Source organism: Rhizobium sp. BK529, assembly GCF_014194105.1.
In the GTDB taxonomy this organism is placed as follows: domain Bacteria; phylum Pseudomonadota; class Alphaproteobacteria; order Rhizobiales; family Rhizobiaceae; genus Rhizobium.
Genome location: NZ_JACIAU010000001.1, coordinates 482,697 through 504,735, shown reverse-complemented (window position 1 = coordinate 504,735; position 22,039 = coordinate 482,697). Strand labels below are relative to the sequence as shown.

The window sequence follows — 22,039 nt, the reverse complement described above, 5'->3', positions numbered from 1 at the left end:
GTGCTCCGGCGCGCAATTGCCGCATCAATTTGCTGGCTGACTGCAGGCGACCATCTCGCAGGCGGCATAATGGAGCTGGTCGCGCATGGCGAGCAGCCACATGGTCTCTTCTATAATATCCAGGATTGCCGAACGCAGATCCGGATCGACAAGGGCCAGTAGTTCATTCTGAGAACTGCCTATGGTCGCCGTACTGCTCAAAAGTTTCTTCATCTGCTCGGCAGAGGGAGTGGTGGTAATCCCGACCGTGTTCAGAACGTCCGGAGACGGAATGCCCATCCAGGCAAGTGCTGAAGCAACCAGCAATTTGGAGAGCGCCCGGGACATCGGCCCCGATAGTTCCCCTGATGTAACGGCGATCTTCCGCTTGAAGCAGGCGATCGTCGCCCGGACCTTGCTGTTGACGGCCGCAAACATGCCGACCGCAATCCTCCGGGCAGCTTCGGCAGGTCTCACAATATAGACTCTTTGGCGGCCCCGGAGTGACGCAGCGGCACTATTTTCCTCATCGAAACCCTGAACAAGGAAATCGCCCCTTCCCGCCAGTATTTCCAGAAGGATCAGAACGTATCCATTATCGCGAGAGACGTCGAATTCGTGATTGAAAGAACCATCGCCGATGCTTTCTATAATACGAATATCCAACACTTCGGAGCGAAGTTCCACTTGATCCAGTTTCATGAGGTTCCCGGCCTGCATAATCCTTGCGCGTGGCGAAGATACTGCGACCTGAGGGAGTTTCATATTAGCCCAAAACGCTTACGCATCCGGCCCACCTTGCCGGTGCGATTGATCGGAAGAAGGAGGCTAGTTAGCCCTTAGAACTGCCCCGCCTCGGGAGACGGCAACTCCTCGATGGAATCGACCCTGTCAGGGTAAAAGGCCATATAGCCCTTGATGTTGGCAACGGCGGGATTGGGCGTCTCATACGTCCAGATCGCATTCTTCGAACGCTCGCCGCCAGCGGGAATGCTGTAATAGGAGGCATCCCCCTTATAGGGGCAATGGCTCTCGTGGTCGGTGCGCTCCAGCGACGACATATCCACATCCTTGCGCGGAATATATTGCACCGGCGGATAGGAAGCCTCGCGCAGCGTCAGCGCATCGTGCGTATCGGCGATCACGCGGCCGCCGAGCTTGACGACGACGCGGGAAGGATTGTGTTCGACAGTGATCGGATGATCCGGTCCGGGAATCTTGATCGGCTTGCCTGACATGGATGTCATCTCCGAATGGATGTCTCTTCCGAAGACATAGGGTGCCGAAGCGGCCATCCCAAGGGGTCAGCAGCTTCGATATCGCGCAACAGCGAAATCGTGAGGGGCGAGCCGGCCGGCGGCATCATGACGCGAATGCGTCGCTTCTGCATCAAGGCAAAAAAGCCGCGGAAGAGTTCTTCTCCGCGGCTTGTGATCTTCTATCGTCTTACCAGCGGTCGAGGCCGAGCAGCTTGCGGCCAAGCGGCGTCAGTTCCGCAGTCCTGGCATTGTGCTTTTCCCATTCGCGCGGATCGCCGGGGAAGGCATCGCGTTTCGGATGATCGAGCTCACGCCACAAGCGGATACGCTCTTCACGCTCCTCGGCATTGTCGTATTCGGCCGGATGCATAGAAATATATTGCGCCATGCGTACACGGTTATCCGAATGGTTGGGACGAACGCCGTGGGCGAGAAGTGAATTGAAGATCATCAGGTCGCCTGGCTCCATGTCGATATTGACGACGGAAAGGCCGGTCATATCGGGATGCATCGGATCGCGATCCTCGGGCTGCGTCTTCACCCATTCCTCGAAATGCTCGAAGAGGTAGGGCACACACTGGAAGCCACCGACATCGCCATCCTGCTTCTTCAGGCTCAGGACGCCCTGCACGCCGATCGGCAGCGGCCGGATCGACGTATCGACATCCCAGTGGATGAAACCGTTCGGGTTGCCCTTCACCTTCTTCGGCGGGTTGAGGTTGGCGCGGTCGATCGTCACCCACAGGTCTTCGCGGTCCCAGATATCGACGAAGACGTCATAGACGCGCTGTTCCATCCGGTTATCCCAGAGCGCCTGGTGATTGTAGATCTCAAGCATGCCGGTATTGTTGAGCTCTTTCATCTTGTGCTCACGGCGCTGCGGCGCATACCAGGTCGAAGGGTCGTTCGGATCCTTCTCGTCAAAACGCCAGAGCACCTCCACAAGCCGCTCGACATTCGCCGCAGGAACGGCCTGACGAACGATGACATAGCCCTTCTTTGTCCAGTGCTGCCAGTCCGCTTCCGAGAGCACCCGCAGCGGCAGCTTCTTCTTGATGTCCTTGAGCTGCGTGGTGACCGACGAGGCCGTCGGATGCGCGTCGCGTTTCACTGCCAGTTCCATGAGATCCTCCCATTATTCGATCCATTCCTGTCGTTTCAGGCAATGATGGGAGTGTAACCTGGCATCGCGGTCCATGTTGTGCCAGCTTGGCAGATTATGATACTATTCTGGCGTCAATGGTCTAGAAGGCGCCTCATGAGGCCTTATCTCGAAATCCTGCCACGCCATGCCGATGCGTCCTGGAGCATGCTGAACCGGCGGCTTGACGAGGCGATCCCTTTTCAATGGCATCACCATCCCGAATTCGAGCTGACACTGACACTGAACTCTATCGGCCAGCGCTTCATCGGCGACCATACCGGCGAATATCAGGACGGCGACCTCGTGCTTGTCGGCCCCAACCTTCCCCACACCTGGGTGTCGAGGGCAAAATATGAGGAAGCGAGCCCGCATGTCGCTCTGGTTTTGTGGTTTCACCCGGACTGGATCCGTCGGGTGACAGCAGGCGCAGTCGAGCTCGCCCCGATCGAAGCCATGCTGTCGCGCGCCGACCGGGGACTGCAGTTTTCCAAGGAAACGGCGGACGCTGTGCGCAGTGAGATCGAGGCGATCTTTTCAAAGCCGCCAGCCGAACGGCTGCTGTCCCTTTTGAGCATCCTCGGACGCATTGCGACAGATCGGCAGGCATTCGCGCTTGCCAGCACGCCCGGCCAGAGTCCGGAATTGCAGGAAAGCCGCGAACGGATCGACCGAGTGCTCACCCACCTGCATCTGCATTACGCCCGCCCGATTGGCCTGGAGGAACTCGCCGATATCGCGGCCCTCAGTGTCTCGGGCCTGCACCGCCTCTTTCGCCGCCACACGGGCACAACAGTCTCCGATTATCTGATCCGCATGCGCATCGGCGATGCCTGCGCCCGCCTCTCCGCCACAAGCCAGCCCGTCGGCCACATTTCCGATGCCGTAGGCTACGGTTCGCTTGCAAACTTCAACAGGCAATTCAGGGCGCAGACCGGCATGACGCCACGAGAATATCGCAACGTCTTCCGCCGCGCCTAGCTTCTCGCCGTCCGGCTGGCGAAGCCGAGGCCTATGACAGCTGCCAGAACGCAGGCAATCCCGAAAATCTGGTTGAAAGCGATCGCCTCGCCGAGAACAACAAAGGCGAAAATAACAGAGGTTGTCGGTGCAACAGCGGTAAAAAGAGAGGCCTCCGCGCCGCTGACGCGTTCCGCTCCCGCATACCAGAGAATGAAGCCACCCACAGTCGGCACCAGCGCGTAATAGACGACCGCAAGCAAAGCCGGTTGCGAAGCGGTGCCGATATCATGATGTTCAAACAAGGCGGGCACACCCGCAACGACAAAGCCGATGGCCGTCATCAACGCCGACTGCGTCAATGGCGGAATCGACGTGCCGAGCCGCTTGTTGAGCAGGATGAACAGCCCCTCGCAGATGACTGCGCCGAAAATCATGATGTCGCCAACAAGCGACCCACGACCGGCAGCCGGCGAAAAAGCAATAGAGAAGACGCCTGCAGCCGCCAGCCCGATCGCCAGAAGCAGGAAACGCTGCGGCCTCTCGCCGAGCACGAGGATGGAGATTGCCGCTGACACGACCGGCAGCGTACCGATGATGACACCGGCATTGGCCGCCGACGTTAGTGACAGGCCCGAGATCAACAGCGTCGTATAACCGACACTTCCAGCACCGGCCTGCGTGAGAAGGATCAGTCGGTCCCGCGCAGAAAGCCGAGGCGACCGCGACCCTGTCCAGCGCATAAGGAAGAGGAAGAAGGGAAAGGCCACCGCAAAACGCAAGGCCGTAGCCGTGAAGGGTGGCAATCCGGAAGCAATGAGCTTGCTGGCGATAACGGTACTGCCGACAGTCGTCATCGCCAAAGTAAGATAGATATAACCTTGAAATTCCCTGCTCATCTGCTGCTCCTTTCGAGACGGCGGAAGCAAACAGGTTCAGAGGCCTGACGTCTTGAACGAAATTGCAAGGGAGCGAGCGTTCAGGAATGACCGCGCGCATAGACGCCGGGCGTCAGGCCATAGCGGGAAACGAAGGCGCGCGTCATGTGGCTCTGGTCGGCAAAGCCGCTTTCGAAAGCCGCTTCCGCCAGCGGCGCACCGCCGGCGATCAGCCGTCGGGCAAGATGCACGCGAGCCTGAACGAGATAGGCATGCGGCGTAAATCCCGTTGCCCTGGCAAAGGCGCGCAGCACCTGAAACCGACTAAGGCCGCTTTCGCGTGCCAGATCGGCGAGTGAGATTTCGGCTGCCGGATCGTCGTCGATCAGGCTGCGCGCATGGACAATGGAACGCGGTGCCGACGCGGGCTCTTCCTGCATCGCCGCTTCGCGCATCGCATCGGCAGCGACCGAGAGCAGCAACTCTTCGCAGCGCAGCCGCTCCTCGTTGCCCGTAACGGCAGAAAACAATGCCCGGAACCGGTCACCAAGCAACCTGTCCTTAATGACAGGCCGCGGAATCTCAGAGCGGCTGGAACCACCCTCTGCCGACTCGCGCGCAAGACCGACCATTACGGAGGGGTCAAAATAGAGAATGCTCCAGGATCGCGCCTCACTGATCGGCGCCCCGTCATGCACCTCATTCGGATTGACGGTGATGAGATCGCCGGCCTCCGCCTCGACCATGCCGCGCCCGCTCAGCGACTTTTGCGCGCCGGAAAAGATCAGGCCGATGCCGAACTGCTCATGCGTATGGCGCGCGAAACGGTGGCCTGACGTCGCCGCCACGGCCTCCACGCCCGCTACGGACGAGCGCAGCATCCTGAACTGGCTGGCGGCCATAACAATCTCCTTCGCAGCCGACTTTGCCAGCAGACAGCAAACCGGGCAAGCAATCAGAAGAATTCGTCGAGAAGCTGATAAAACTCGATCCTCTCGGGGTCGATGATGGAAAGGCCATAGGCATTGAGAAACAGCCGCACGAATTCCCCGCCGAAATTATGGGCGATGCTGCGACAGGCCAGCGCGATATCCTGATAGCGGTCGGCGACGCCGAGCCGGCAGCAGTCGATATAGCCGGCAAACCGCCCTCCAGCCGCCATGAAATTCGGCAGGCAGGCATCGCCATGCGCAACGACGAGATTTTCGCTATCGGGCCGCAGCCGCTGCAATTCGCCAAAGAGGAAGAAGGCGCTTTTGCCGAGCCGCTTCTCATCGAAATCCGTCTCGTCAACCAGTCCGGCCCGCATCCGCGCCTCAGCAGTCAGAAGACGGTTTTCCAGACGATGATCGAACGGGCAGGCGTTGACATCGAGGTTGTGGAGAGTGCTGAGAGCGGAAGCAAGAATCTCGACGCGTTCTTCCGGCAGCAGCACCGCAGCAGTGACGAGATCGGCGCCCGGCAGTGCAGTCATCAGCAGGAAGCTGCGCTCGCCATCGCTCTCATAGGCGATAACCTCAGGGCAATCGAGACCTTGACTGCGAAGCCACACGAGCCTCTCGGCCTCATCGGCGAGTTCACAAAACGGCCCCGCCTCCTCGCCCTTCAGGTAAAGCCCGGGACGCCCCTCGCCTTCCAGGCGAAAAACACAGGCCGATGACCGGCCGAGAGCGTCGCGCCGCCACTGATAGCCGCCAAGATGGCTCCGGAGCGAAACCGGAAGCCTGCCATCCTCCTGAAGCGGAACGACCATTGATATCCCAGAAAAAGAAGCTCAATCCGGAAGCTTCGTATCGGCGCGTTAATGGAAGGTTTCTGCCGGCGCGCTTTCCAGAAGAATTTCGAAAGCTTCTTCCAGAGCCGCAACCAGAATATCGGTCAGCTCGTCTGCTTTGTTTTCCAGAAACATCAGGCTGACGGATTCTTCCTGGCGCTCGAAGAAGTGCTCGATCTCGTTCGACATATCATTTGTCCCCTTATCCACCGTAACCATCACGGCCATGGGGAAACGATAGAGATGGCTCCTTGTGCGTGGCTTGTTCCGCGAGCGAATGCGCCGACTAGTCGCGAATATCGTATTTGCCATATTGGCTGCGAGGGATCAGCCCCCCCACCTCATGGGCAAACGAAACGACTTTCATCGCATTGGCATCCACCTCACAACGGAAGCGAACATGATACCAGCCTTTGGCTGTGCCAAAGGCCGCGTCGTCGATATTGAGTAGGGTTCCTGCCCGTAATCCATATTGCGGCAATGCGTAAGGCTGATAACTCGGAGAACCATAAGCAAGCTGCGCTCGAAGCTCGCTGGCGCAAAGAACGGCAACTCTCTTGTTTCGCGGAAGACCATCGACCGCAGCCTGCGCGATGGAGTTTCCATCCTCCGTGGAGGAAAACAGAGTCTGGGCGTTCGTCAGATCACTGTTCTTCGCCACCTCTTTGGGCTTCTCAGGAGTTCTCTGCTCCGGCGGCTTGGCCTGTTCAATACTCGTTACGGCTTTATCGGACATGTCCGCTGACGATCTGTTGGGCTCCGGAGAAGCATCGGCCACCGCAACCTCCGGAAGCTTTACATCATTCGGAACAGGCTTTGATGGAGGCGCTTCGGTTTTAGCTTTTTCTACGGCCGCCTCTGTGGGCGTTTGCTCCGGCGCAACGTCGTGCTTCGGCGGCGTTGTTGCCGGCTTTGCTTCACCTTCGGACGAATTGCCCGTCAACGATTTTTTGGGACCGCTGTCCTTATCGCCAAACTCCGTGACAGCGCGCATGGGCGGCATAGGCGTCCGCTTCGTTCGCTCTGCCGTGTCCGCGGCAGGCGGAGGTGATTGCGGTGGCCGAGGTGGCGGTGGAGGCGGCTCGGCTTTTGCTTGCTCCTTCGGCTTCTCTTCCTCTTTCGGCTTTTCCTCCGGCTTCTTTTCCTCCGGCGGCGGGACGAGTTCGACCTTCACGCTCTCGTCTTCGGCGGGTTTCGCCTGGATCTTCGGAAGGCCGAAAATCAACAGCGCGACGACAGGAACATGCAGAAGCACGGACGCAACAACACCCCAGCGGGCCCGAGGCTCCTGGTGCTCCGTCTCATGATCGGTATCTGCCGGTTCGACGTCTTCTTCTGCCACAGCAGCGATGTGGCCTTTAAAACCGGCAGCATCAAGCCACAAGTCGAAAAAACCTCGTGATCTTTCCCCCTCGGCACCGTCACCCCGAGCTATTGGTCGGCCTTGCCGTCATCTGCAACCAGATTGTGCTCCTGCCAGATGTCCTTGGGAAGGGCATCGCCGATCGCAAAGGCAAAGGCGACCACTTTGCCGGCGGGGTCGACTTCGCAGTGGAATCGGATGTTGAACCAGTTCCGCTTGCTGCGAAAAGCCCCGCCCTCGACTTCGACACTACCGCCGCTGACCTTTTCCGGCTTCATGGCATAGGGCGCGACGAGATCAGCCTTCAAGCCGGGGCGAGATCGGTCGATCTGCTCTAACGCCTCAAGATTGCAGAGTTGCAGGTTGCGCTCTCCGCCCGATAACGTGGCAAGCATTTCCCGCGCCTTACGACTGCGTGGGCTGGCAAGTGTCTTTGCCGAAAACAGTTCGTTTGCTTGGGTCAGTTGCGGTTCCGGTATCACCGGCTTCGGCAGTGGCGGAAGCGTCTCTCTTGATGCTGTCTGTGCTGCCGCATCTGCCGCGGCATTGGCATTGTCTTGACGCCTGTCCGGTAGCGACCGGACGGCAGGCGGTGGCGATGTCGCGATAGTCGCCGGCGGTATGACAACTTCCACATCAACACTGTCTTCTGGCGGCGCGTGGACCGGCTCCACGTCAGGCAGGAAAGCGAGCAAGAGCACGCCGATGGACAGATGCAGGAAGAGTGATACCGGCAATGCCGGATCGAACTTTCCTCTCTGCAACAGGCCGGCATGTTCCATCGAAGGCTAGTCCATGCTCTGATTTCAAGGCGCAGCGACACTGCCAGCGCTGCGGAATAACCGCAACGCCGCATCCGGTTCATCACCAGTTATCGCCATTCTGACCTATGCGAGCGACGCGATGATATCGCGATAATTCACTTCCGGAAATGCCCTCAGGGTTTGCGTGCGCACATTGCCCGCCGAGGCAAGAGACAGCGTGAAGCGCGCCATCACCCGATCATCAGGCGCCTCGCAGACGGCCACCATGTCGTACTCGCCCATCGTAAGATAAAACTTGTCGAAGGAACCGCCCATGTTTCCGAGCAGGTTTCTTGCCGCATCCAGCCGCTTGGGGGAGTCCTTCGCACTCCGGATGCCCTGATCGGTCCAGTTTATCAGCAGAATGTACGTGGTCATGCTGCACCTCCCGGCGGAGGCCACGATCACGCGGCGCATGATACCGTTCGCACGCCGCGACCGCTCTTCTCCCCGCAACCGAAATTATAAGCCTGTCACTTCAAGGGGACAAGCAATGCGGGAACCATCAATCGGGCTAGATATGTCCCGATGGGCTAATCCAGCACGCCTCGCAGACAAAGAAAAACCCGGCCAGCAGGCTGACCGGGTTCCGATTTCGATCGTCCTCGAAGCTCTTAGCTGTGGAGGAACGAACGCAGCTTGCAGTTCTTAGCTGTCCAGAAAGCTTCTCAGCTTTCTGGAGCGGCTCGGATGCTTGAGCTTGCGCAGTGCCTTCGCCTCGATCTGGCGGATACGTTCGCGGGTGACCGAGAACTGCTGGCCAACTTCTTCGAGTGTATGGTCGGTGTTCATGCCGATGCCGAAGCGCATGCGCAGCACGCGCTCTTCGCGCGGCGTCAGCGATGCCAGAACACGGGTCGTCGTCTCGCGCAGGTTCGCCTGGATGGCGGCGTCGATCGGCAACAGCGCATTCTTGTCTTCGATGAAATCGCCAAGATGTGAATCTTCTTCGTCGCCCACGGGGGTTTCGAGGGAGATCGGTTCCTTGGCGATCTTCAGGACCTTGCGGACCTTTTCGAGCGGCATGGCGAGCTTTTCAGCCAGTTCTTCCGGCGTCGGCTCGCGGCCGATTTCATGCAGCATCTGGCGCGAGGTCCGAACGATCTTGTTGATCGTTTCGATCATGTGCACCGGAATACGGATCGTGCGGGCCTGGTCGGCGATCGAGCGAGTGATCGCCTGACGAATCCACCATGTCGCGTAGGTCGAAAACTTGTAACCGCGGCGGTATTCGAACTTGTCGACCGCCTTCATCAAGCCGATATTGCCTTCCTGAATGAGATCGAGGAACTGCAGGCCGCGGTTCGTGTACTTCTTGGCGATGGAGATGACGAGGCGAAGGTTGGCTTCGACCATTTCCTTCTTGGCGATGCGCGCTTCGCGCTCACCCTTCTGCACCATGTGCACGATGCGGCGGAATTCCGAGATCGAAATACCGGTTTCCGTGGCGAGATTCTGGATCTCCTGGCGGATATCGCGGATCGTCGTGTTTTCGCTCTTGGCGAATTCCTTCCAGCCGCGGGCGGCCAGATTGCCGATCGACTTCATCCAGTTCGGATCGAGCTCGGCACCCTGATACTGTTCCAGGAACGAGTCGCGCTTGACGCCATAGGATTCGGCCAGACGCAGCAGACGGCCTTCATTCTGCACGAGGCGCTTGTTGATGTCGTAGAGCTGCTCGACCAGCGCATCGATGCGGTTCTGGTTGAGCGACAGCGACTTCACCGCCTTGATCAGCTCGTCCTTGAGCTCTTTGTAGCGGCGCTCCTGAGCGGAAGACAGCGTGCCGGTGGCGGCGAGGCGCTGCTCGACCTGCTGGTCCTGCAGCTTGCGCAGCTTCTTGTAGGTTTCGGCAATGATGTCGAGCGTTTCCATGACCTGCGGACGCAGTTCGGCTTCCATCGCGGCAAGCGAGAGGTTGGATTCGTCCTCGTCCTCTTCTTCCTCTTCCGGAGGCATGCCTTCACCGCCGACATCGGTAATGTCGTCGTCACCGGAGCGGGCGCGCCGGGTCTTTTCCTTCTCCTCGGCAGCCTTGCGGTCGGCCTCGATCTTCTCGGGGCTCTGGAACTGCGGAGCAGCCTTGGCTTCCGGACCGGAATAGGTGGTTTCGAGATCGATGATCTCGCGCAGCAGCGTGGTACCTTCGTTCAGTTCGTCGCGCCAGATAATCAGCGCCTGGAACGTCAGCGGGCTCTCACACAGGCCTGCGATCATCGTTTCGCGGCCGGCTTCGATGCGCTTTGCGATGGCGATTTCGCCTTCGCGCGACAGAAGCTCGACAGAACCCATTTCGCGCAGATACATGCGCACCGGATCGTCGGTACGGTCGGTCGGTTCTTTTTTCTTGGTGGTCGCAAGCGCGGTGCCGCCGGAAGGCGCAAGTTCGCCGCCCTCGCCCTCGTCGTCACCGGAGCTGTCGTCGTCATCGCCGCCGGAAGCGCCGGCTTCCTCGGCTTCCTCGTCCTCGATGACGTTGATGCCCATATCGGAGAGCATCGCCATCGTGTCTTCGATCTGTTCGGACGTCACTTCCTCGGAAGGCAGGACGGCGTTGAGCTCGTCCATCGTCACATAGCCGCGCTTCTTGGCGGCCTTGATCATCTTCTTGACCGCGTCATCGGAAAGATCGAGAAGAGGGCCGTCGCTTGCGCCGTCGCGTTCGACTTCCTGGTCTTCGTTCTCTTTGACCTTCGTTGCCATTTATATCGTCGCCTTCCTGACGCTATTCATACTCGCTGTGGTGAATGGCCGTCTCGTCGCCCGGCGCGTGCGTGCGCACCGGCCTCGAATCACCTATACCCACCTAACGGGATGACATTTAAAGCCTGATTAACCACGTTCGCCGGCATCGGACAGCAAAAGTCAATTGCCATTGGATTTCCGGCCATGGTTGTGCGATCCGCCTTGACCCAGTTCACCGCTCAAGTGGAACGGTGATTCCCACAAAATTTGTTCTCGTCAAGCTTTTCCAGAAAAAAAGCCATCGAAAACCCGGAAAAAGCCTTATCCACAGGCTTTGAACCGCGCCAGCGATTGCGAAGCTTATCTAGTATGTCACCGGCAAAAGACAAGGGCTTTTGCACAAACACTAAGAGAACGGCAACTCGCTCCGACGGTACGCCATAGATTCTTCGCAAACCACTAACATGAATTGTGAAAACAAGATGTACACGGTTATGGGGAATCTCGGTGGCAAGGATCATGACGAGAAATAGGTTGATCCTTCTGGCCACCATCGCCGTCGGCGCGTTTGGCTATACGAAAGTCATGGCCAAGATCGGTTCAGGTTCGCCGCCTGCGAATGCGCCCTTGGAGCAACAAGCCAGCCTCATTCGCGTTTATAAATCCGAACGCCGCATGGTTCTCCTGCGAGGCGAAACAGCCCTTTCGACATATCGGATTTCTCTTGGAAGTGCGGCCGATGAGGGACCAAAGCAGCGAGAGGGCGACGAGAAGACCCCGGAAGGCCGCTATGAGATTGACTGGCGAAATTCCAGGTCCATGGCGCATCTCAGTCTGCATATCTCCTACCCCAGTCCGGCCGATCGGCAGAACGCTGAATTGAAGGGCTATTCTCCCGGCGGCGATATCATGATCCATGGCCTGCCCAACGGCTGGGGCTTCCTTCAGACCATGCACCTGCTTTGGGACTGGACGGATGGCTGCATTGCCGTCACCGATCAGGAGATGCGCGATATCTGGGCGCGCGTCCCCGATCATACGCCTATAGAGATCGTGCCCTGAGCTGCCGTCCTAACGTGACAACCCGTCATACGCATTCACCGTCAGGGCCGACAGATCGAGCACCGGGATGCAGCGCAAATTGACGGACGCCATCTCCATGCCATTGGGCGCCCTCGCTTCACCGAAAGGCGCGATACCGCACTTGGCGCAGAAGTGGTGTTTGATGGCGTGCGTGTTGAACGTATAGGTCGACAGGTTTTCCTCCGGAACCGTCAGGCGCAGTTTCTCGCGCGGCACGAAACTGAGCAATCCGCCGCGCCGGCGGCAGAGCGAGCAGTTGCAGTCGACCGCTTCGGTAAACGAACCCTCGACCGTGAAGGCAATATTGCCGCAGTGGCAGCTCCCCTCGTAGATCATCACCCGCTCCTCACATCCAGTCCATCACGACCTTGCCCGAATTGCCCGAGCGCATTGCCTCGAAGCCATCGCGGAAATCGTCGATCTTGATGCGATGCGTGATGAGCGGCGACAGATCCAACCCGCCCTGCACGAAGGCGATCATCTTGTACCAGGTCTCGAACATTTCGCGGCCGTAGATTCCCTTGAGGTTCAGCATCTTGAAGATGACCTTGTTCCAGTCGATCTCGAAACCGGCTGGAGCGATACCCAAAATGGCGATCTTGCCGCCATTGTTCATCTTGTCGATCATGTCGCGGAAGGCGGGTGCGGCGCCCGACATTTCAAGTCCGACATCGAAGCCCTCGGTCATGCCGATCGACTTCATCACATCGGCAAGATTTTCCTTCGAGGCGTCCACGACGTGATCGATGCCGAGCTCGCGGGCGAGATCGAGACGATGCGGGTTGATGTCGGTGATGACGACCTTGCGCGCCCCGGAGCGTTTGGCAACGAGCGCGCCCATAATGCCGATCGGCCCCGCACCCGTCACAAGCACATCCTCGCCGACGAGATCGAAGGAGAGCGCCGTGTGAACGGCATTGCCGAACGGATCGAAAATCGCTGCGATCTCATCCGGAATATCGTCAGGGATGGCAACGACATTGGCTTCGGGAATGCAGACGAACTCGCCGAAGGAGCCCGGCCGATTGACGCCGACGCCGAGTGTATTGCGGCAGAGATGCCCCCTGCCCGCGCGGCAGTTGCGGCACTTGCCGCAAACGATATGACCCTCGCCCGACACACGTTCGCCGACATGGTATTTGGTAACGGCAGAACCGATCTCGGCAATCTCGCCGGAGAATTCGTGACCGACCACCATTGGCACTGGAATAGTCTTCTGCGCCCACTGGTCCCAGTTCCAGATATGCACGTCTGTGCCGCAGATCGCCGATTTCTTCACGCGGATCAGCACGTCGTTCGGACCGACTTCCGGTACCGGCACATGTTCCATCCAGAGGCCGACTTCCGGCTTCGCCTTGACCAGTGCTTTCATCATGTTGGACATGATCTTCTTCTCCTCAAGGCCCTAGATGATGCCGAGTTCGCGGCCGGCTTCGGCAAAGGCGGCAATCGCCCGCTCGACATCCGCCTTTGAATGCGCTGCCGACATCTGCGTGCGGATGCGGGCCTGTCCCTTCGGCACGACAGGGAAGGAGAAGCCAATTACATAGACGCCCTTTTTCAGCATCAACGCCGCCATATCCTGCGCAAGCTTTGCGTCGCCCAGCATGACGGGAATGATCGGATGCCCCTCGCCGGCAAGCGTAAAGCCGAGTTTGGTCATCTCGGAGCGGAAAAGCGCCGCATTGGTCGACAGCCGTTCGCGCAGCGCATCGCCATTTTCGATGAGATCGAAGACCTTCAGCGATGCAGCCGCGATGATCGGAGCCAGCGTATTGGAGAAGAGGTAGGGACGCGAGCGCTGCCGCAGCCACTCGACGATCTCCGCCTTCGCAGAGGTGTAACCACCCGAGGCACCTCCAAGCGCCTTGCCGAGTGTGCCGGTGATGATATCGACACGGCCCTCGACGCCGCAATGTTCCGGCGAGCCGCGGCCATGTTGACCTACGAAACCGACGGCATGGCTATCGTCCACCATGACCATCGCACCGTATTTCTCAGCAAGATCGCACACGCCTTGCAGATTGGCGATGATGCCGTCCATCGAGAAGACGCCATCGGTCGCGATCATCTTGAAACGGCTGCCTTCGGCCTTCTTCAGTTCCTCCTCCAGCGCCGTCATGTCGTTATTGGCGTAGCGGAAGCGCTTAGCCTTGGAGAGGCGAACGCCGTCAATGATGGAAGCGTGGTTCAGTGCGTCGGAAATGATCGCGTCCTCTTCGGACAACAGCGTCTCGAACAGGCCGCCATTGGCATCGAAGCAGGAGGAATAGAGGATCGTGTCTTCCATGCCGAGGAAGGAGGAGATGCGCGCTTCGAGTTGCTTGTGCTCTTCCTGCGTGCCGCAGATGAAGCGGACCGAGGCCATCCCATAGCCATAACGGTCGAGCGCCTTCTTGCCGGCTTCCGCCAGTTCCTCATTATCGGCAAGCCCGAGATAGTTGTTGGCACAGAAATTCAGCACGCGTTCACCGGAGGCCACGGCGATTTCGCCGGCCTGTTTCGACATGATCACGCGTTCGGACTTGTAGAGGCCGGCATCCTTCAGCGCAGCCAGTTCGCCGCGCAGATGCGAGAGGAAATTCGAGGTCATTGAGGGCCCTTCTCTTGATGTTTCCCGTCTGAGCGTCGGTTAGCACATCGCCACCGGCTTGTCTTGCTCAACGCTCGGCCGCAACAAGCAGAAAGGTCGGCCGGTCGAGTTCCTCGGCCCATTCGGAATGATTAGCCAGATCCTGCTCGCTCGGCGCCCATTCTTCGACATGGCAGATGGCAAAACCGGCGGAAACCAGCGCATTGATCGTCGTACTCAGCCGGCGATGGTATTTGACGACGCCCTTGGCAAGCCAATCCGTCGTGCGACGCCCCTCGAGGGCATAGCTGTCGAGCGGCCATATCCGCCGCCCATCGGCATCAGCGCTCCAGCCGGGATTGCGCGGCGCCATGAAGATCGGATGTTCGATCGTAAAGACGAAACGCGAGCCGGGAACGAGCGCCCGGTGCACCATGGTGACAAGCCGTTCGAAATTCTCGATATAGTGAAAAGCAAGCGAACTATGGGCGAAATCGAACGAAGCAACAGGAAGCTCCAGTTCCTCGAGATCGGCAATCCCATAGGTGATCGCATCATCCTGCGTATCCGCTTTCGCCCGAGCGATCATGTTTTGCGAAATATCGAGCCCGAGCACGCTTGCAGCACCTGCGGAGCGGGCATGACGGGCAAACCAGCCAAAGCCACAGCCCAGATCGACCACCCGCTTGCCCGCGAGATCGGTTAGCTGCGCCCGAACTGCCGGCCATTCGGCCGCACCCTCAAGCCCTTCGATCGAGCGGCGCATGGCGCTGTATCCGGCGAAGAATTCCGCCGTATCGTAGATATTCTGGCTCATGACGATCCTCCGAATGGTCCTTATAGGACAGCACCCATCAGCATCTCAAGGATCTGATGCCTCAGGGATCCGAACCGTCACCAATCTCCACGAGGCCGAAACGCTCCTGGATCGGCAGGATAGCTTCGGGCGTCCTGGCGTCCGCCCGTTCCAGGTCCATGAAAAAATGCTCGAACCCGCCGGGCGTGACAAAGCCCATCATCCGCCCCATGCTGTCTCCGACATTGCGCCAGTGATGCGGCACGTTCGGCGGCAGGACGACGACAGATCCGACTGCCGCCTCGATCATTTCGTCACCGCACCAGAAACGATAGCTTCCCTCGATGACCCGAAAGACCTCGGTTTCCCTGGTATGCATATGCCGCGACGGCCGGTGCCGGGCGCCGAGAAAGTTTCCCAGATGCCATAGGCACCACCCGTTTCCTCTGCCGTTGCATGAATGAAGACCTGCCCGCCATGCGGATGCCTCGCAATCCGCTCGCGTCCGGGCAGTGACGCTACCGCTCTATGGAACTGTGCCATTGAAGTTCCCCCAACTCTGCGGGAACCCTAGCAGAAATCTGCGCCGATTGCAGCGGAAGGCTTGTGCAACCGCATCATTCGTCGTGCGAGAGGATGATATCGAGGAAAGCGTCGCCGTAGCGCTCGAGCTTGGACTGGCCAACGCCGGAAATACCGAGCAATTCCTTGCGGCTGCGCGGCCGCTCTGTAGCAAAGGCAATCAGCGTCGTGTCAGGGAATACGACATAGGGCGGCACACCGAGCGATTTGGCAATCGACATGCGCTCGGCCCTGAGTGCCTCGAAGAGCGCGCCATCCGCACCCGAAAGCCCCGTCCTGCGCTCCGCACGCTCGGTCTTTTTCGCCCTTCGTTCGGAAGGCGCGCGATCCTTGCGGAAAAAGACCTCGCGTTCGCGCCTGAAGACGGCGCGCGCTTCAGGCTCCAGCTTTATCGCCCCAAAGGCATCATGGTCGATGCGGATCAGCCCCATCGCCAGAAGCTGGCGGTAGACGGATTGCCAGGTACGAACAGGAATATCCTTGCCCGCGCCGAAGACTGGCATATCCACGTGTCGGAAGCGTTCGGTCTTTTCGTTGACGTTGCCCACGAGCACGTCGATGACATGGCCTGCACCGAAACGCTCGCCAGTGCGGTAGACGGCGGCCAGTGCCTTGATCGCCGCTTCCGTCCCATCCCAGGTTTCGATCGGCTTCAGGCAGGTATCGCAGCTGCCGCACTTGCCGCCATGCGCCTCGCCGAAATGCGCCAGGATTGCCTGGCGCCGGCAGGATGCCGTCTCGCAGATCGCCAGCAGCGCATTCAGCTTGCCGCGCTCGATGCGCTTGATCTCGTCTGCCGCGTTGCCTTCGTCAATCATCCGTCGGCGCTGGATGACATCCGCCATGCCATAGGCCATCCAGACTTCGGATGGCAGGCCGTCACGTCCCGCACGGCCCGTTTCCTGATAATAGGCCTCGACCGAACCCGGCAGATCGAGATGGGCGACATAGCGCACATTCGGTTTGTCGATACCCATGCCGAAGGCGACGGTGGCGACGAGGCAAAGCTCTTCTTCCTTCAGAAAAGCGTCCTGATTGGCATCGCGCAGCGCACGGTCCATACCGGCGTGATAGGGTAGCGCCCGAATCCCCTGATTGTTCAGCCAGTCTGCCGTTTCCTCCACCTTGGCGCGCGACAGGCAATAGACGATGCCGCTATTGCCCTTGTGGCCGGAGAGAAAACGCAGGAGCTGCTGGCGCGGCTGGTCCCGCTCGACAATCTCGTAGGAAATGTTCGGCCGGTCGAAGCTCGTTGTGAAGACCGCGGCATTGTCGAGCATCAGCCGCTCGATAATATCCTCCCGCGTATGCGGATCGGCAGTCGCCGTCAGTGCAATGCGCGGCACGCCGGGATATTGTTCTGCCAGCCTTCCAAGCTCGCGATATTCGGGCCGGAAATCATGGCCCCATTGAGAGACGCAATGGGCCTCATCAATGGCAAACAGCGCGATTTTCGCATTGCCGATAATCTCGCGGAATCCATCCATCAGGATACGTTCCGGCGTGACGTAGAGCAAATCGAGATTGTCTGAGGAAATGGCCCGGCGGATCGCGACATATTCCTCACGCGATATCGAGGAATTGAGGGCGGCCGCACGGATGCCGAGCTGCTTCATCGCCTCCACCTGATCGCGCATCAGGGCAATCAGCGGCGAAACGACAATGCCGAGCCCCTGGCGGCAAAGGGCCGGGATCTGGAAGCAAAGCGACTTGCCGGCACCAGTCGGGAAGAGCACGACGGCATCGCCGCCGGCAACGACATGCTCCACCACCTCCTGCTGCCGCCCGCGAAAGACGGAATACCCATAGACGCGTTTCAGCACATCGAGCGGCTGGGCAGCACCCGCAAACAGCGCGTCGGATGGGGAAAACGGCGGTTCGTCGTGTTCGGCCTGCGACATCAGTGGCTCGCAGCGCCCTTGACGCGGCCAGAGAGCACACCGAAGCCATCGATGATGGCTTCCTGGTTTTCCAGCCGCAACGCCTCGTATTGCACTTCCTGCGACGCGCGCATCAGCCGGTCGATCTCGGCATCGTCACCGGCCTCCGTCGCCTGCGCGATATCGCGCTCCAGTTCGATCTTCTGCCAGCGCAGATCCTTGGCGCGCTTGTGGAAAGCAAGTGCCTGGCGATAGCCTTCTCGCGCATCCTCCATCGCTGCCTCCTCGGTCGCCGTCCAGAGCCGGGCATTGCGCACCTGCTGATCAAGGCTCTTGAGCAGCGGGCCGAAACCCGCGACATCAAGGCATTCCAGCAGATAGTCGCGCGTCAGATGCGGTCCGGCAACGACCGCGGCCGCACCCAGCATCTCGGACCAGAGTTTCTGCAGTTCGCGATTGTCATATTCTATGGAAGCGATTTCGTCGTAGTCGTCGAGCATCAAGGCGGGGTGATTGATCACGGTAAGCGCCAGCACACATTCTCTCAGTGCGGTATTGCCCTGATGGCCACGCACAAGGCTAGAACGGGTCAGACGGTCCGACGCGGTAACGGGGGTTCGAGGCCCTCCGGGAGCACCACCTTTTTGACTGCGGAAATTGCTGCTACCGAAATTGCGCCGCTCATTTCCTCCGCGGTTCTGGAACTGCGGCTGGAAGAAGCTGTTCAGCCGGTCGCGCATGTCCTGCTGGTAATGGCGCCGCACATTCTCGTCGGCGATGACGGCGACGAGTTGCCTCAGCCGCGCTTCTAGTTCGGCCCGCGCTTCCGGGGTATCGAACTTGCCTGCTCTCGCCTCGCGGTCCCAGAGCATTTCCGAGAGCGGCTTTGCCTGCGCCATGACCTTGTCGAACGGTGCCCTTCCCTCGTGCTTGACGAGATCGTCGGGGTCCTTACCATCGGGCAACAGCGCAAAACGCACGCTGCGCCCCGGCTTCAGATGCGGCAGCGCCAGATCGGCGGCACGGTTGGCCGCACGAATGCCGGCGCCGTCGCCATCGAAGCAGAGCACCGGCTGCGACGTCATCTTCCAGAGCAGGTCGAGCTGGTTTTCGGTCAGCGCCGTGCCGAGCGGTGCGACGGCATTTTCGATGCCTGCCTGATACAGCGCGATGACATCCATATACCCCTCGACGGCAATGATTGTGCCTTCGCCATTCGCCCCCTGCATCGCGCGGCGCGCACGGGCGAAATTGTAGAGCACATTGCCCTTGTGGAAGAGCTCGGTCTCGTTGGAATTGAGGTACTTTGCCGGCGCATCCGGCGACATGGCGCGACCGCCGAAGGCAATGACCTTCTCACGGGAGGAGAGGATCGGGAACATGATGCGGTCGCGGAACCGGTCGTAGGAGACCGGCACATTCTCATGCACGACAAGACCGCAAGCTTCGATCTGCTCCTTGGTCACGCCCTTGCCGGCCAGGAATTCTTTCAGCGCATTGCGGCTGTCAGGCGCAAAACCCAGCCGGAAGGTCTCGATCGTGCGTCCCGTCAGCCCGCGGTCGCGCAAATAGGCGCGCGCCCTCGCGCCATTGGCCGTCTGCAACTGATCCTGAAAGAATTGCGTCGCCATTTCCATGACGTCGAGCAGCGAGGTGCGCTCCTTCTCGCGCTTTTCCATCTGCGGATCGGCGACCGGCATCGGTACGCCTGCCATGTCGGCAATCGTCTGCACCGCCTCTGGAAAACTCAGGCCTTCGAGTTCGGTCAGGAAGCGGAAATGGTCGCCAGTCACGCCGCAGCCGAAACAGTGGTAGCGCCCCTTGCGGTCCTCGCAATGGAAGCTCGGCGACTTCTCGCCATGAAACGGGCAGCAAGCCCAATAGTCGCCGCGCGACATGTTGGTCTTGCGCTTGTCCCAGCTCACGCGCCGCGCAATCACGTTCGATATGGGAACGCGGTCGCGGATATCGTCCAGGAAGGTGGGGGAAAAGCGCATCTCTACCTCTTGCAGAACCTCCATATAAGCAGCTTTGCCGCGCCACGCCACGAAACTTCCGCCGTAAATCCCGCTTTTCACAGGGCGGGAGACACTGTCACGAACGCCCGCAAACGCCACTCAACAACACGTTATCGAGGTCTGGCATGGGGTGCGACATTTTTGACATATCTCAACTTTCTGAGTCCCGACATCTTCCGCTCCGCGAAAACGCGCTCCTTGGATAGAAGAAGCAAAAACAACCGGTTATGGAAGATGCAGCCAACCTAATCTTCTCTCGGGACAGCGCCACGCGCGACTATAAAATCACAATCCGGAAAGCCGAATCCGGGATTATTATATTTTTGTAATTTGAATAAGCTGGGGCCTGGCAATAAGTTCTTTCTCAGAAAAGCGATCCCCAGGCGAGGCACCATCCCTACCCCCGGCGCCGCCTCGCAAGGGTGCCTTTGCAAATACCCGCCGGCATGGGTTTCGACCCTGCGTCGCTGACGGAAGCAAAGAGCAAGAAGGCAGGAGCGCCCCCAGCTCCTGCCTTCTTATTTTGGGGCAACTCCGACAAAACTGTGCAACGGCCCCGGAATTTCCTGGAAAACGGAAATGACCAGCGCCTTGGCGTCGCACCTTTATTACGTTTAACCTTGCCGGTTAACTGCCAAAATACAAAAGCATTGACACTTGCAATAGACGTGGCAAATGAATGCGCGAAACTCCTGGACAGCGCTATGGCCTACACCGCAGAAAAGCTTGCAGCCGATGATAATTTTCTTGCTGCAATTCTTCATTGTGCCAATCAGATGCTCGCGATCTACCGTGAGAGCCCGCGTATTGCATCGATATTTGCTGCGCAGCAGCGCTGGTTGATGGCGCATGCAGGTTTTGGACTCTATTACGGCTATCCGAACGATGAGAAGCGCGGCCTTTATTCCGGGCGGTTCATCGATTTCGTCATCCAGCACAAAATCGCCAGCCGCAACACGGCAGCCGCCTTCGTTCAGGAAATGCTGGCCTATCGCTTCCTGCGGCCTGTTCCGGGTGACGACAAGCGCACCCGCTATCTTGAGCCAACCGAGATGGCAGAACATCATTTTACCAAGTGGCTGGTCGCCCACCTGATGATTCTGGACAGCCTCGATTGCGGCGGCCGCGCAGAAAAGGTGACGGCTGATCCCAAGTTGATCGCTCGCCTGCAGCCCCTCATCGCAAAGAAAATCATCGAAACAGAAGCGGTGCGCGATCCCGGCGCCACTTTCAATCTCTTCAACTGGGCCAATTCCGGCGGCCTCGTCATGGATTATCTGATTTCGCGCCTGCCGGGCTTTCCGACTTCCACGGATCGCGTCGTCGTCGGCCCGTTGTCGCTGCGTGAGATTCGCGATCAGTTCATGATTTCCAATACGCATCTGAAGCGCCTGCTCACGCAGGCGGCGAATATGGGAAGCGTGGGCTGGACCGAACCGCCAAGAAAGGGCAATTTCTGGCTCTCCCGCGGCTTCGTGCTCGAATACTGGAACTATCAGGCGGAGAAATTCGCCATTGTCGATGCCTCCGCCGAAGCGGTGCTTGGGCCTGCGGTCGAAGAGCAACCGCAGGCAAGGCGTCTTATTTCAAGAGCTCTTTGACGGTGCCGGAAGCCTTGGCGAAATCCATCTGCCCGGCATAACGTTCTTTGAGCGCAGCCATGATCTTGCCCATGTCCTTCGGCCCTTCTGCGCCAACTTCCTTGATGATGCCTGCAATATTGGCACGCACTTCATCATCCGACAGCTGCTTCGGCAGAAAATCTTGGATGACGGCGATTTCGGCGCGTTCCTTCGCAGCTAGCTCCGGACGGGCATTCTCTTCGTAGATCTTGGCCGACTCATCGCGCTGCTTGACCATCTTGGCCAGGATCTGCAGCACTTCCTCATCGCCAGCCTCTTCCTTGCCGGCGCCGCGATTTGCGATGTCGCGATCCTTGATCGCGGCCTGGATGAGGCGGATGGTGCCGAGTCGGTCCATCTTTTTCGCCTTCATGGCCTCTTTAAGCTCGGTGGCGAGTTGGTCGCGCAACATGTCACTACTCCTTTTAAAATGGCGCTTTCATAAACCAGGCTGATGCGTGGGATCAAATAAATTGCGAGAATCCGGCCTATATCAGCAGGAAAAGTGCCGCAATCTGCGGTACAAAGATTGACCTAGACAAAGAGCATGGCTATCTACCGCCACCTGCACCAAAATTCGTGATCAGGCGTCAAACGCGGCCAAAGTCGCGCGCCTGCGCCTGCGAGATCAAAAGGCCGGCTCG

General features: G+C 59.1%; 21 protein-coding genes and 1 pseudogene. 3 read left to right on the top strand and 19 right to left on the bottom strand.

The window, feature by feature from the left end; translation table 11 throughout:
- Window positions 1-24 precede the first annotated feature (24 nt).
- The 3 genes from FHX08_RS02465 to FHX08_RS02455 all read right to left on the bottom strand — a co-directional run bounded on the left by FHX08_RS02465 (window position 25) and on the right by FHX08_RS02455 (window position 2,361).
- A complete protein-coding gene (locus FHX08_RS02465; RefSeq protein WP_246698278.1) occupies window positions 25-681 on the bottom strand; it encodes a hypothetical protein in 657 nt (218 codons plus the stop codon).
- A gap of 137 nt (window positions 682-818) precedes the next feature.
- The gene (locus FHX08_RS02460) at window positions 819-1,217 is read right to left on the bottom strand and encodes a DUF427 domain-containing protein (protein ID WP_132653721.1); all 399 of its coding nucleotides are present in this window, start codon (window positions 1,215-1,217) and stop codon (window positions 819-821) included.
- 208 nt (window positions 1,218-1,425) lie between these two features.
- Window positions 1,426-2,361: a phytanoyl-CoA dioxygenase family protein gene (locus FHX08_RS02455; protein WP_132653720.1), complete on the bottom strand. Its 936-nt coding sequence runs from the start codon at window positions 2,359-2,361 to the stop codon at window positions 1,426-1,428.
- Between the two features lie 135 nt (window positions 2,362-2,496).
- Between FHX08_RS02455 and FHX08_RS02450 the strand changes: the two genes are divergently transcribed.
- On the top strand, window positions 2,497-3,360 hold the full coding sequence (locus FHX08_RS02450) for an AraC family transcriptional regulator (RefSeq protein ID WP_132653719.1): 864 nt from the start codon (window positions 2,497-2,499) through the stop codon (window positions 3,358-3,360).
- On the opposite strand, the gene FHX08_RS02445 is transcribed toward FHX08_RS02450, so the two are convergent.
- From FHX08_RS02445 to rpoD, 8 genes are all read right to left on the bottom strand, one after another.
- Entirely contained in the window at window positions 3,357-4,238 is an 882-nt protein-coding gene (locus FHX08_RS02445; protein ID WP_132653718.1) for a DMT family transporter, read from the bottom strand. The two genes, FHX08_RS02450 and FHX08_RS02445, sit on opposite strands and share 4 nt — an antisense overlap.
- 80 nt (window positions 4,239-4,318) lie before the next feature.
- Window positions 4,319-5,119, bottom strand: coding sequence for an AraC family transcriptional regulator (locus FHX08_RS02440; RefSeq protein WP_132653717.1), 801 nt, complete (start codon window positions 5,117-5,119; stop codon window positions 4,319-4,321).
- A 53-nt stretch (window positions 5,120-5,172) separates the two neighbouring features.
- A complete protein-coding gene (locus FHX08_RS02435; RefSeq protein ID WP_132653716.1) occupies window positions 5,173-5,970 on the bottom strand; it encodes an APH(3')-II family aminoglycoside O-phosphotransferase in 798 nt (265 codons plus the stop codon).
- Between the two features lie 48 nt (window positions 5,971-6,018).
- Window positions 6,019-6,180, bottom strand: a complete 162-nt coding sequence (locus FHX08_RS02430; protein WP_165911888.1) for a hypothetical protein — start codon at window positions 6,178-6,180, stop codon at window positions 6,019-6,021.
- 97 nt (window positions 6,181-6,277) lie between these two features.
- Window positions 6,278-7,375, bottom strand: a complete 1,098-nt coding sequence (locus FHX08_RS02425; RefSeq protein ID WP_132653715.1) for a DUF930 domain-containing protein — start codon at window positions 7,373-7,375, stop codon at window positions 6,278-6,280.
- Between the two features lie 47 nt (window positions 7,376-7,422).
- Window positions 7,423-8,136 carry a DUF930 domain-containing protein gene (locus FHX08_RS02420; protein WP_132653714.1) on the bottom strand — a complete coding sequence of 238 codons (714 nt, stop codon included), beginning with the start codon at window positions 8,134-8,136 and terminating at the stop codon, window positions 7,423-7,425.
- A 105-nt stretch (window positions 8,137-8,241) separates the two neighbouring features.
- Complete coding sequence (locus FHX08_RS02415) at window positions 8,242-8,535, bottom strand: GYD domain-containing protein (protein WP_132653713.1); 294 nt, start codon at window positions 8,533-8,535, stop codon at window positions 8,242-8,244.
- A gap of 270 nt (window positions 8,536-8,805) precedes the next feature.
- Window positions 8,806-10,860: an RNA polymerase sigma factor RpoD gene (rpoD, locus tag FHX08_RS02410; protein ID WP_132653712.1), complete on the bottom strand. Its 2,055-nt coding sequence runs from the start codon at window positions 10,858-10,860 to the stop codon at window positions 8,806-8,808.
- A gap of 501 nt (window positions 10,861-11,361) precedes the next feature.
- Here rpoD and FHX08_RS02405 point away from each other — a divergent pair.
- Complete coding sequence (locus FHX08_RS02405; protein WP_132653711.1) at window positions 11,362-11,904, top strand: murein L,D-transpeptidase family protein; 543 nt, start codon at window positions 11,362-11,364, stop codon at window positions 11,902-11,904.
- Window positions 11,905-11,913: 9 nt separating this feature from the next.
- Here the strand turns inward: FHX08_RS02405 and FHX08_RS02400 are convergent, their stop codons facing one another.
- From FHX08_RS02400 to dnaG, 7 genes and pseudogenes are all read right to left on the bottom strand, one after another.
- Window positions 11,914-12,261, bottom strand: a complete 348-nt coding sequence (locus FHX08_RS02400) for a GFA family protein (protein WP_132653710.1) — start codon at window positions 12,259-12,261, stop codon at window positions 11,914-11,916.
- 10 nt (window positions 12,262-12,271) lie between these two features.
- Complete coding sequence (tdh, locus tag FHX08_RS02395; RefSeq protein ID WP_132653709.1) at window positions 12,272-13,309, bottom strand: L-threonine 3-dehydrogenase; 1,038 nt, start codon at window positions 13,307-13,309, stop codon at window positions 12,272-12,274.
- Window positions 13,310-13,330: 21 nt separating this feature from the next.
- Window positions 13,331-14,518: a glycine C-acetyltransferase gene (locus FHX08_RS02390; RefSeq protein WP_132653708.1), complete on the bottom strand. Its 1,188-nt coding sequence runs from the start codon at window positions 14,516-14,518 to the stop codon at window positions 13,331-13,333.
- A 67-nt stretch (window positions 14,519-14,585) separates the two neighbouring features.
- Window positions 14,586-15,314, bottom strand: a complete 729-nt coding sequence (locus FHX08_RS02385) for a class I SAM-dependent methyltransferase (protein WP_132653707.1) — start codon at window positions 15,312-15,314, stop codon at window positions 14,586-14,588.
- A gap of 61 nt (window positions 15,315-15,375) precedes the next feature.
- Window positions 15,376-15,836, bottom strand: a pseudogene (locus FHX08_RS02380) (cupin domain-containing protein).
- Window positions 15,837-15,910: 74 nt separating this feature from the next.
- Entirely contained in the window at window positions 15,911-17,776 is a 1,866-nt protein-coding gene (recQ, locus tag FHX08_RS02375; protein ID WP_132653706.1) for a DNA helicase RecQ, read from the bottom strand.
- On the bottom strand, window positions 17,776-19,752 hold the full coding sequence (gene dnaG, locus FHX08_RS02370; protein ID WP_132653705.1) for a DNA primase: 1,977 nt from the start codon (window positions 19,750-19,752) through the stop codon (window positions 17,776-17,778). Before dnaG ends, recQ begins: the two co-directional genes overlap by 1 nt.
- A 725-nt stretch (window positions 19,753-20,477) precedes the next feature.
- Between dnaG and FHX08_RS02365 the strand changes: the two genes are divergently transcribed.
- Window positions 20,478-21,374: a hypothetical protein gene (locus FHX08_RS02365; RefSeq protein ID WP_132653704.1), complete on the top strand. Its 897-nt coding sequence runs from the start codon at window positions 20,478-20,480 to the stop codon at window positions 21,372-21,374.
- On the opposite strand, the gene FHX08_RS02360 is transcribed toward FHX08_RS02365, so the two are convergent.
- Window positions 21,355-21,807, bottom strand: a complete 453-nt coding sequence (locus FHX08_RS02360) for a GatB/YqeY domain-containing protein (protein ID WP_132653703.1) — start codon at window positions 21,805-21,807, stop codon at window positions 21,355-21,357. The genes FHX08_RS02365 and FHX08_RS02360 overlap by 20 nt on opposite strands.
- Window positions 21,808-22,039: the final 232 nt, after the last annotated feature.

Coding starts and splice junctions, on each gene's coding strand:
- FHX08_RS02465 (WP_246698278.1), bottom strand. CDS start 681: ATGAAACTGGATCAAGTGGAACTTCGCTCCGAAGTGTTGGATATTCGT.
- dnaG (WP_132653705.1), bottom strand. CDS start 19,752: ATGCGCTTTTCCCCCACCTTCCTGGACGATATCCGCGACCGCGTTCCC.
- FHX08_RS02460 (WP_132653721.1), bottom strand. CDS start 1,217: ATGTCAGGCAAGCCGATCAAGATTCCCGGACCGGATCATCCGATCACT.
- tdh (WP_132653709.1), bottom strand. CDS start 13,309: ATGTCCAACATGATGAAAGCACTGGTCAAGGCGAAGCCGGAAGTCGGC.
- FHX08_RS02450 (WP_132653719.1), top strand. CDS start 2,497: ATGAGGCCTTATCTCGAAATCCTGCCACGCCATGCCGATGCGTCCTGG.
- FHX08_RS02455 (WP_132653720.1), bottom strand. CDS start 2,361: ATGGAACTGGCAGTGAAACGCGACGCGCATCCGACGGCCTCGTCGGTC.
- FHX08_RS02440 (WP_132653717.1), bottom strand. CDS start 5,119: ATGGCCGCCAGCCAGTTCAGGATGCTGCGCTCGTCCGTAGCGGGCGTG.
- rpoD (WP_132653712.1), bottom strand. CDS start 10,860: ATGGCAACGAAGGTCAAAGAGAACGAAGACCAGGAAGTCGAACGCGAC.
- FHX08_RS02430 (WP_165911888.1), bottom strand. CDS start 6,180: ATGTCGAACGAGATCGAGCACTTCTTCGAGCGCCAGGAAGAATCCGTC.
- FHX08_RS02405 (WP_132653711.1), top strand. CDS start 11,362: ATGACGAGAAATAGGTTGATCCTTCTGGCCACCATCGCCGTCGGCGCG.
- FHX08_RS02415 (WP_132653713.1), bottom strand. CDS start 8,535: ATGACCACGTACATTCTGCTGATAAACTGGACCGATCAGGGCATCCGG.
- FHX08_RS02385 (WP_132653707.1), bottom strand. CDS start 15,314: ATGAGCCAGAATATCTACGATACGGCGGAATTCTTCGCCGGATACAGC.
- FHX08_RS02445 (WP_132653718.1), bottom strand. CDS start 4,238: ATGAGCAGGGAATTTCAAGGTTATATCTATCTTACTTTGGCGATGACG.
- FHX08_RS02400 (WP_132653710.1), bottom strand. CDS start 12,261: ATGATCTACGAGGGGAGCTGCCACTGCGGCAATATTGCCTTCACGGTC.
- recQ (WP_132653706.1), bottom strand. CDS start 17,776: ATGTCGCAGGCCGAACACGACGAACCGCCGTTTTCCCCATCCGACGCG.
- FHX08_RS02390 (WP_132653708.1), bottom strand. CDS start 14,518: ATGACCTCGAATTTCCTCTCGCATCTGCGCGGCGAACTGGCTGCGCTG.
- FHX08_RS02420 (WP_132653714.1), bottom strand. CDS start 8,136: ATGGAACATGCCGGCCTGTTGCAGAGAGGAAAGTTCGATCCGGCATTG.
- FHX08_RS02365 (WP_132653704.1), top strand. CDS start 20,478: ATGGCCTACACCGCAGAAAAGCTTGCAGCCGATGATAATTTTCTTGCT.
- FHX08_RS02435 (WP_132653716.1), bottom strand. CDS start 5,970: ATGGTCGTTCCGCTTCAGGAGGATGGCAGGCTTCCGGTTTCGCTCCGG.
- FHX08_RS02360 (WP_132653703.1), bottom strand. CDS start 21,807: ATGTTGCGCGACCAACTCGCCACCGAGCTTAAAGAGGCCATGAAGGCG.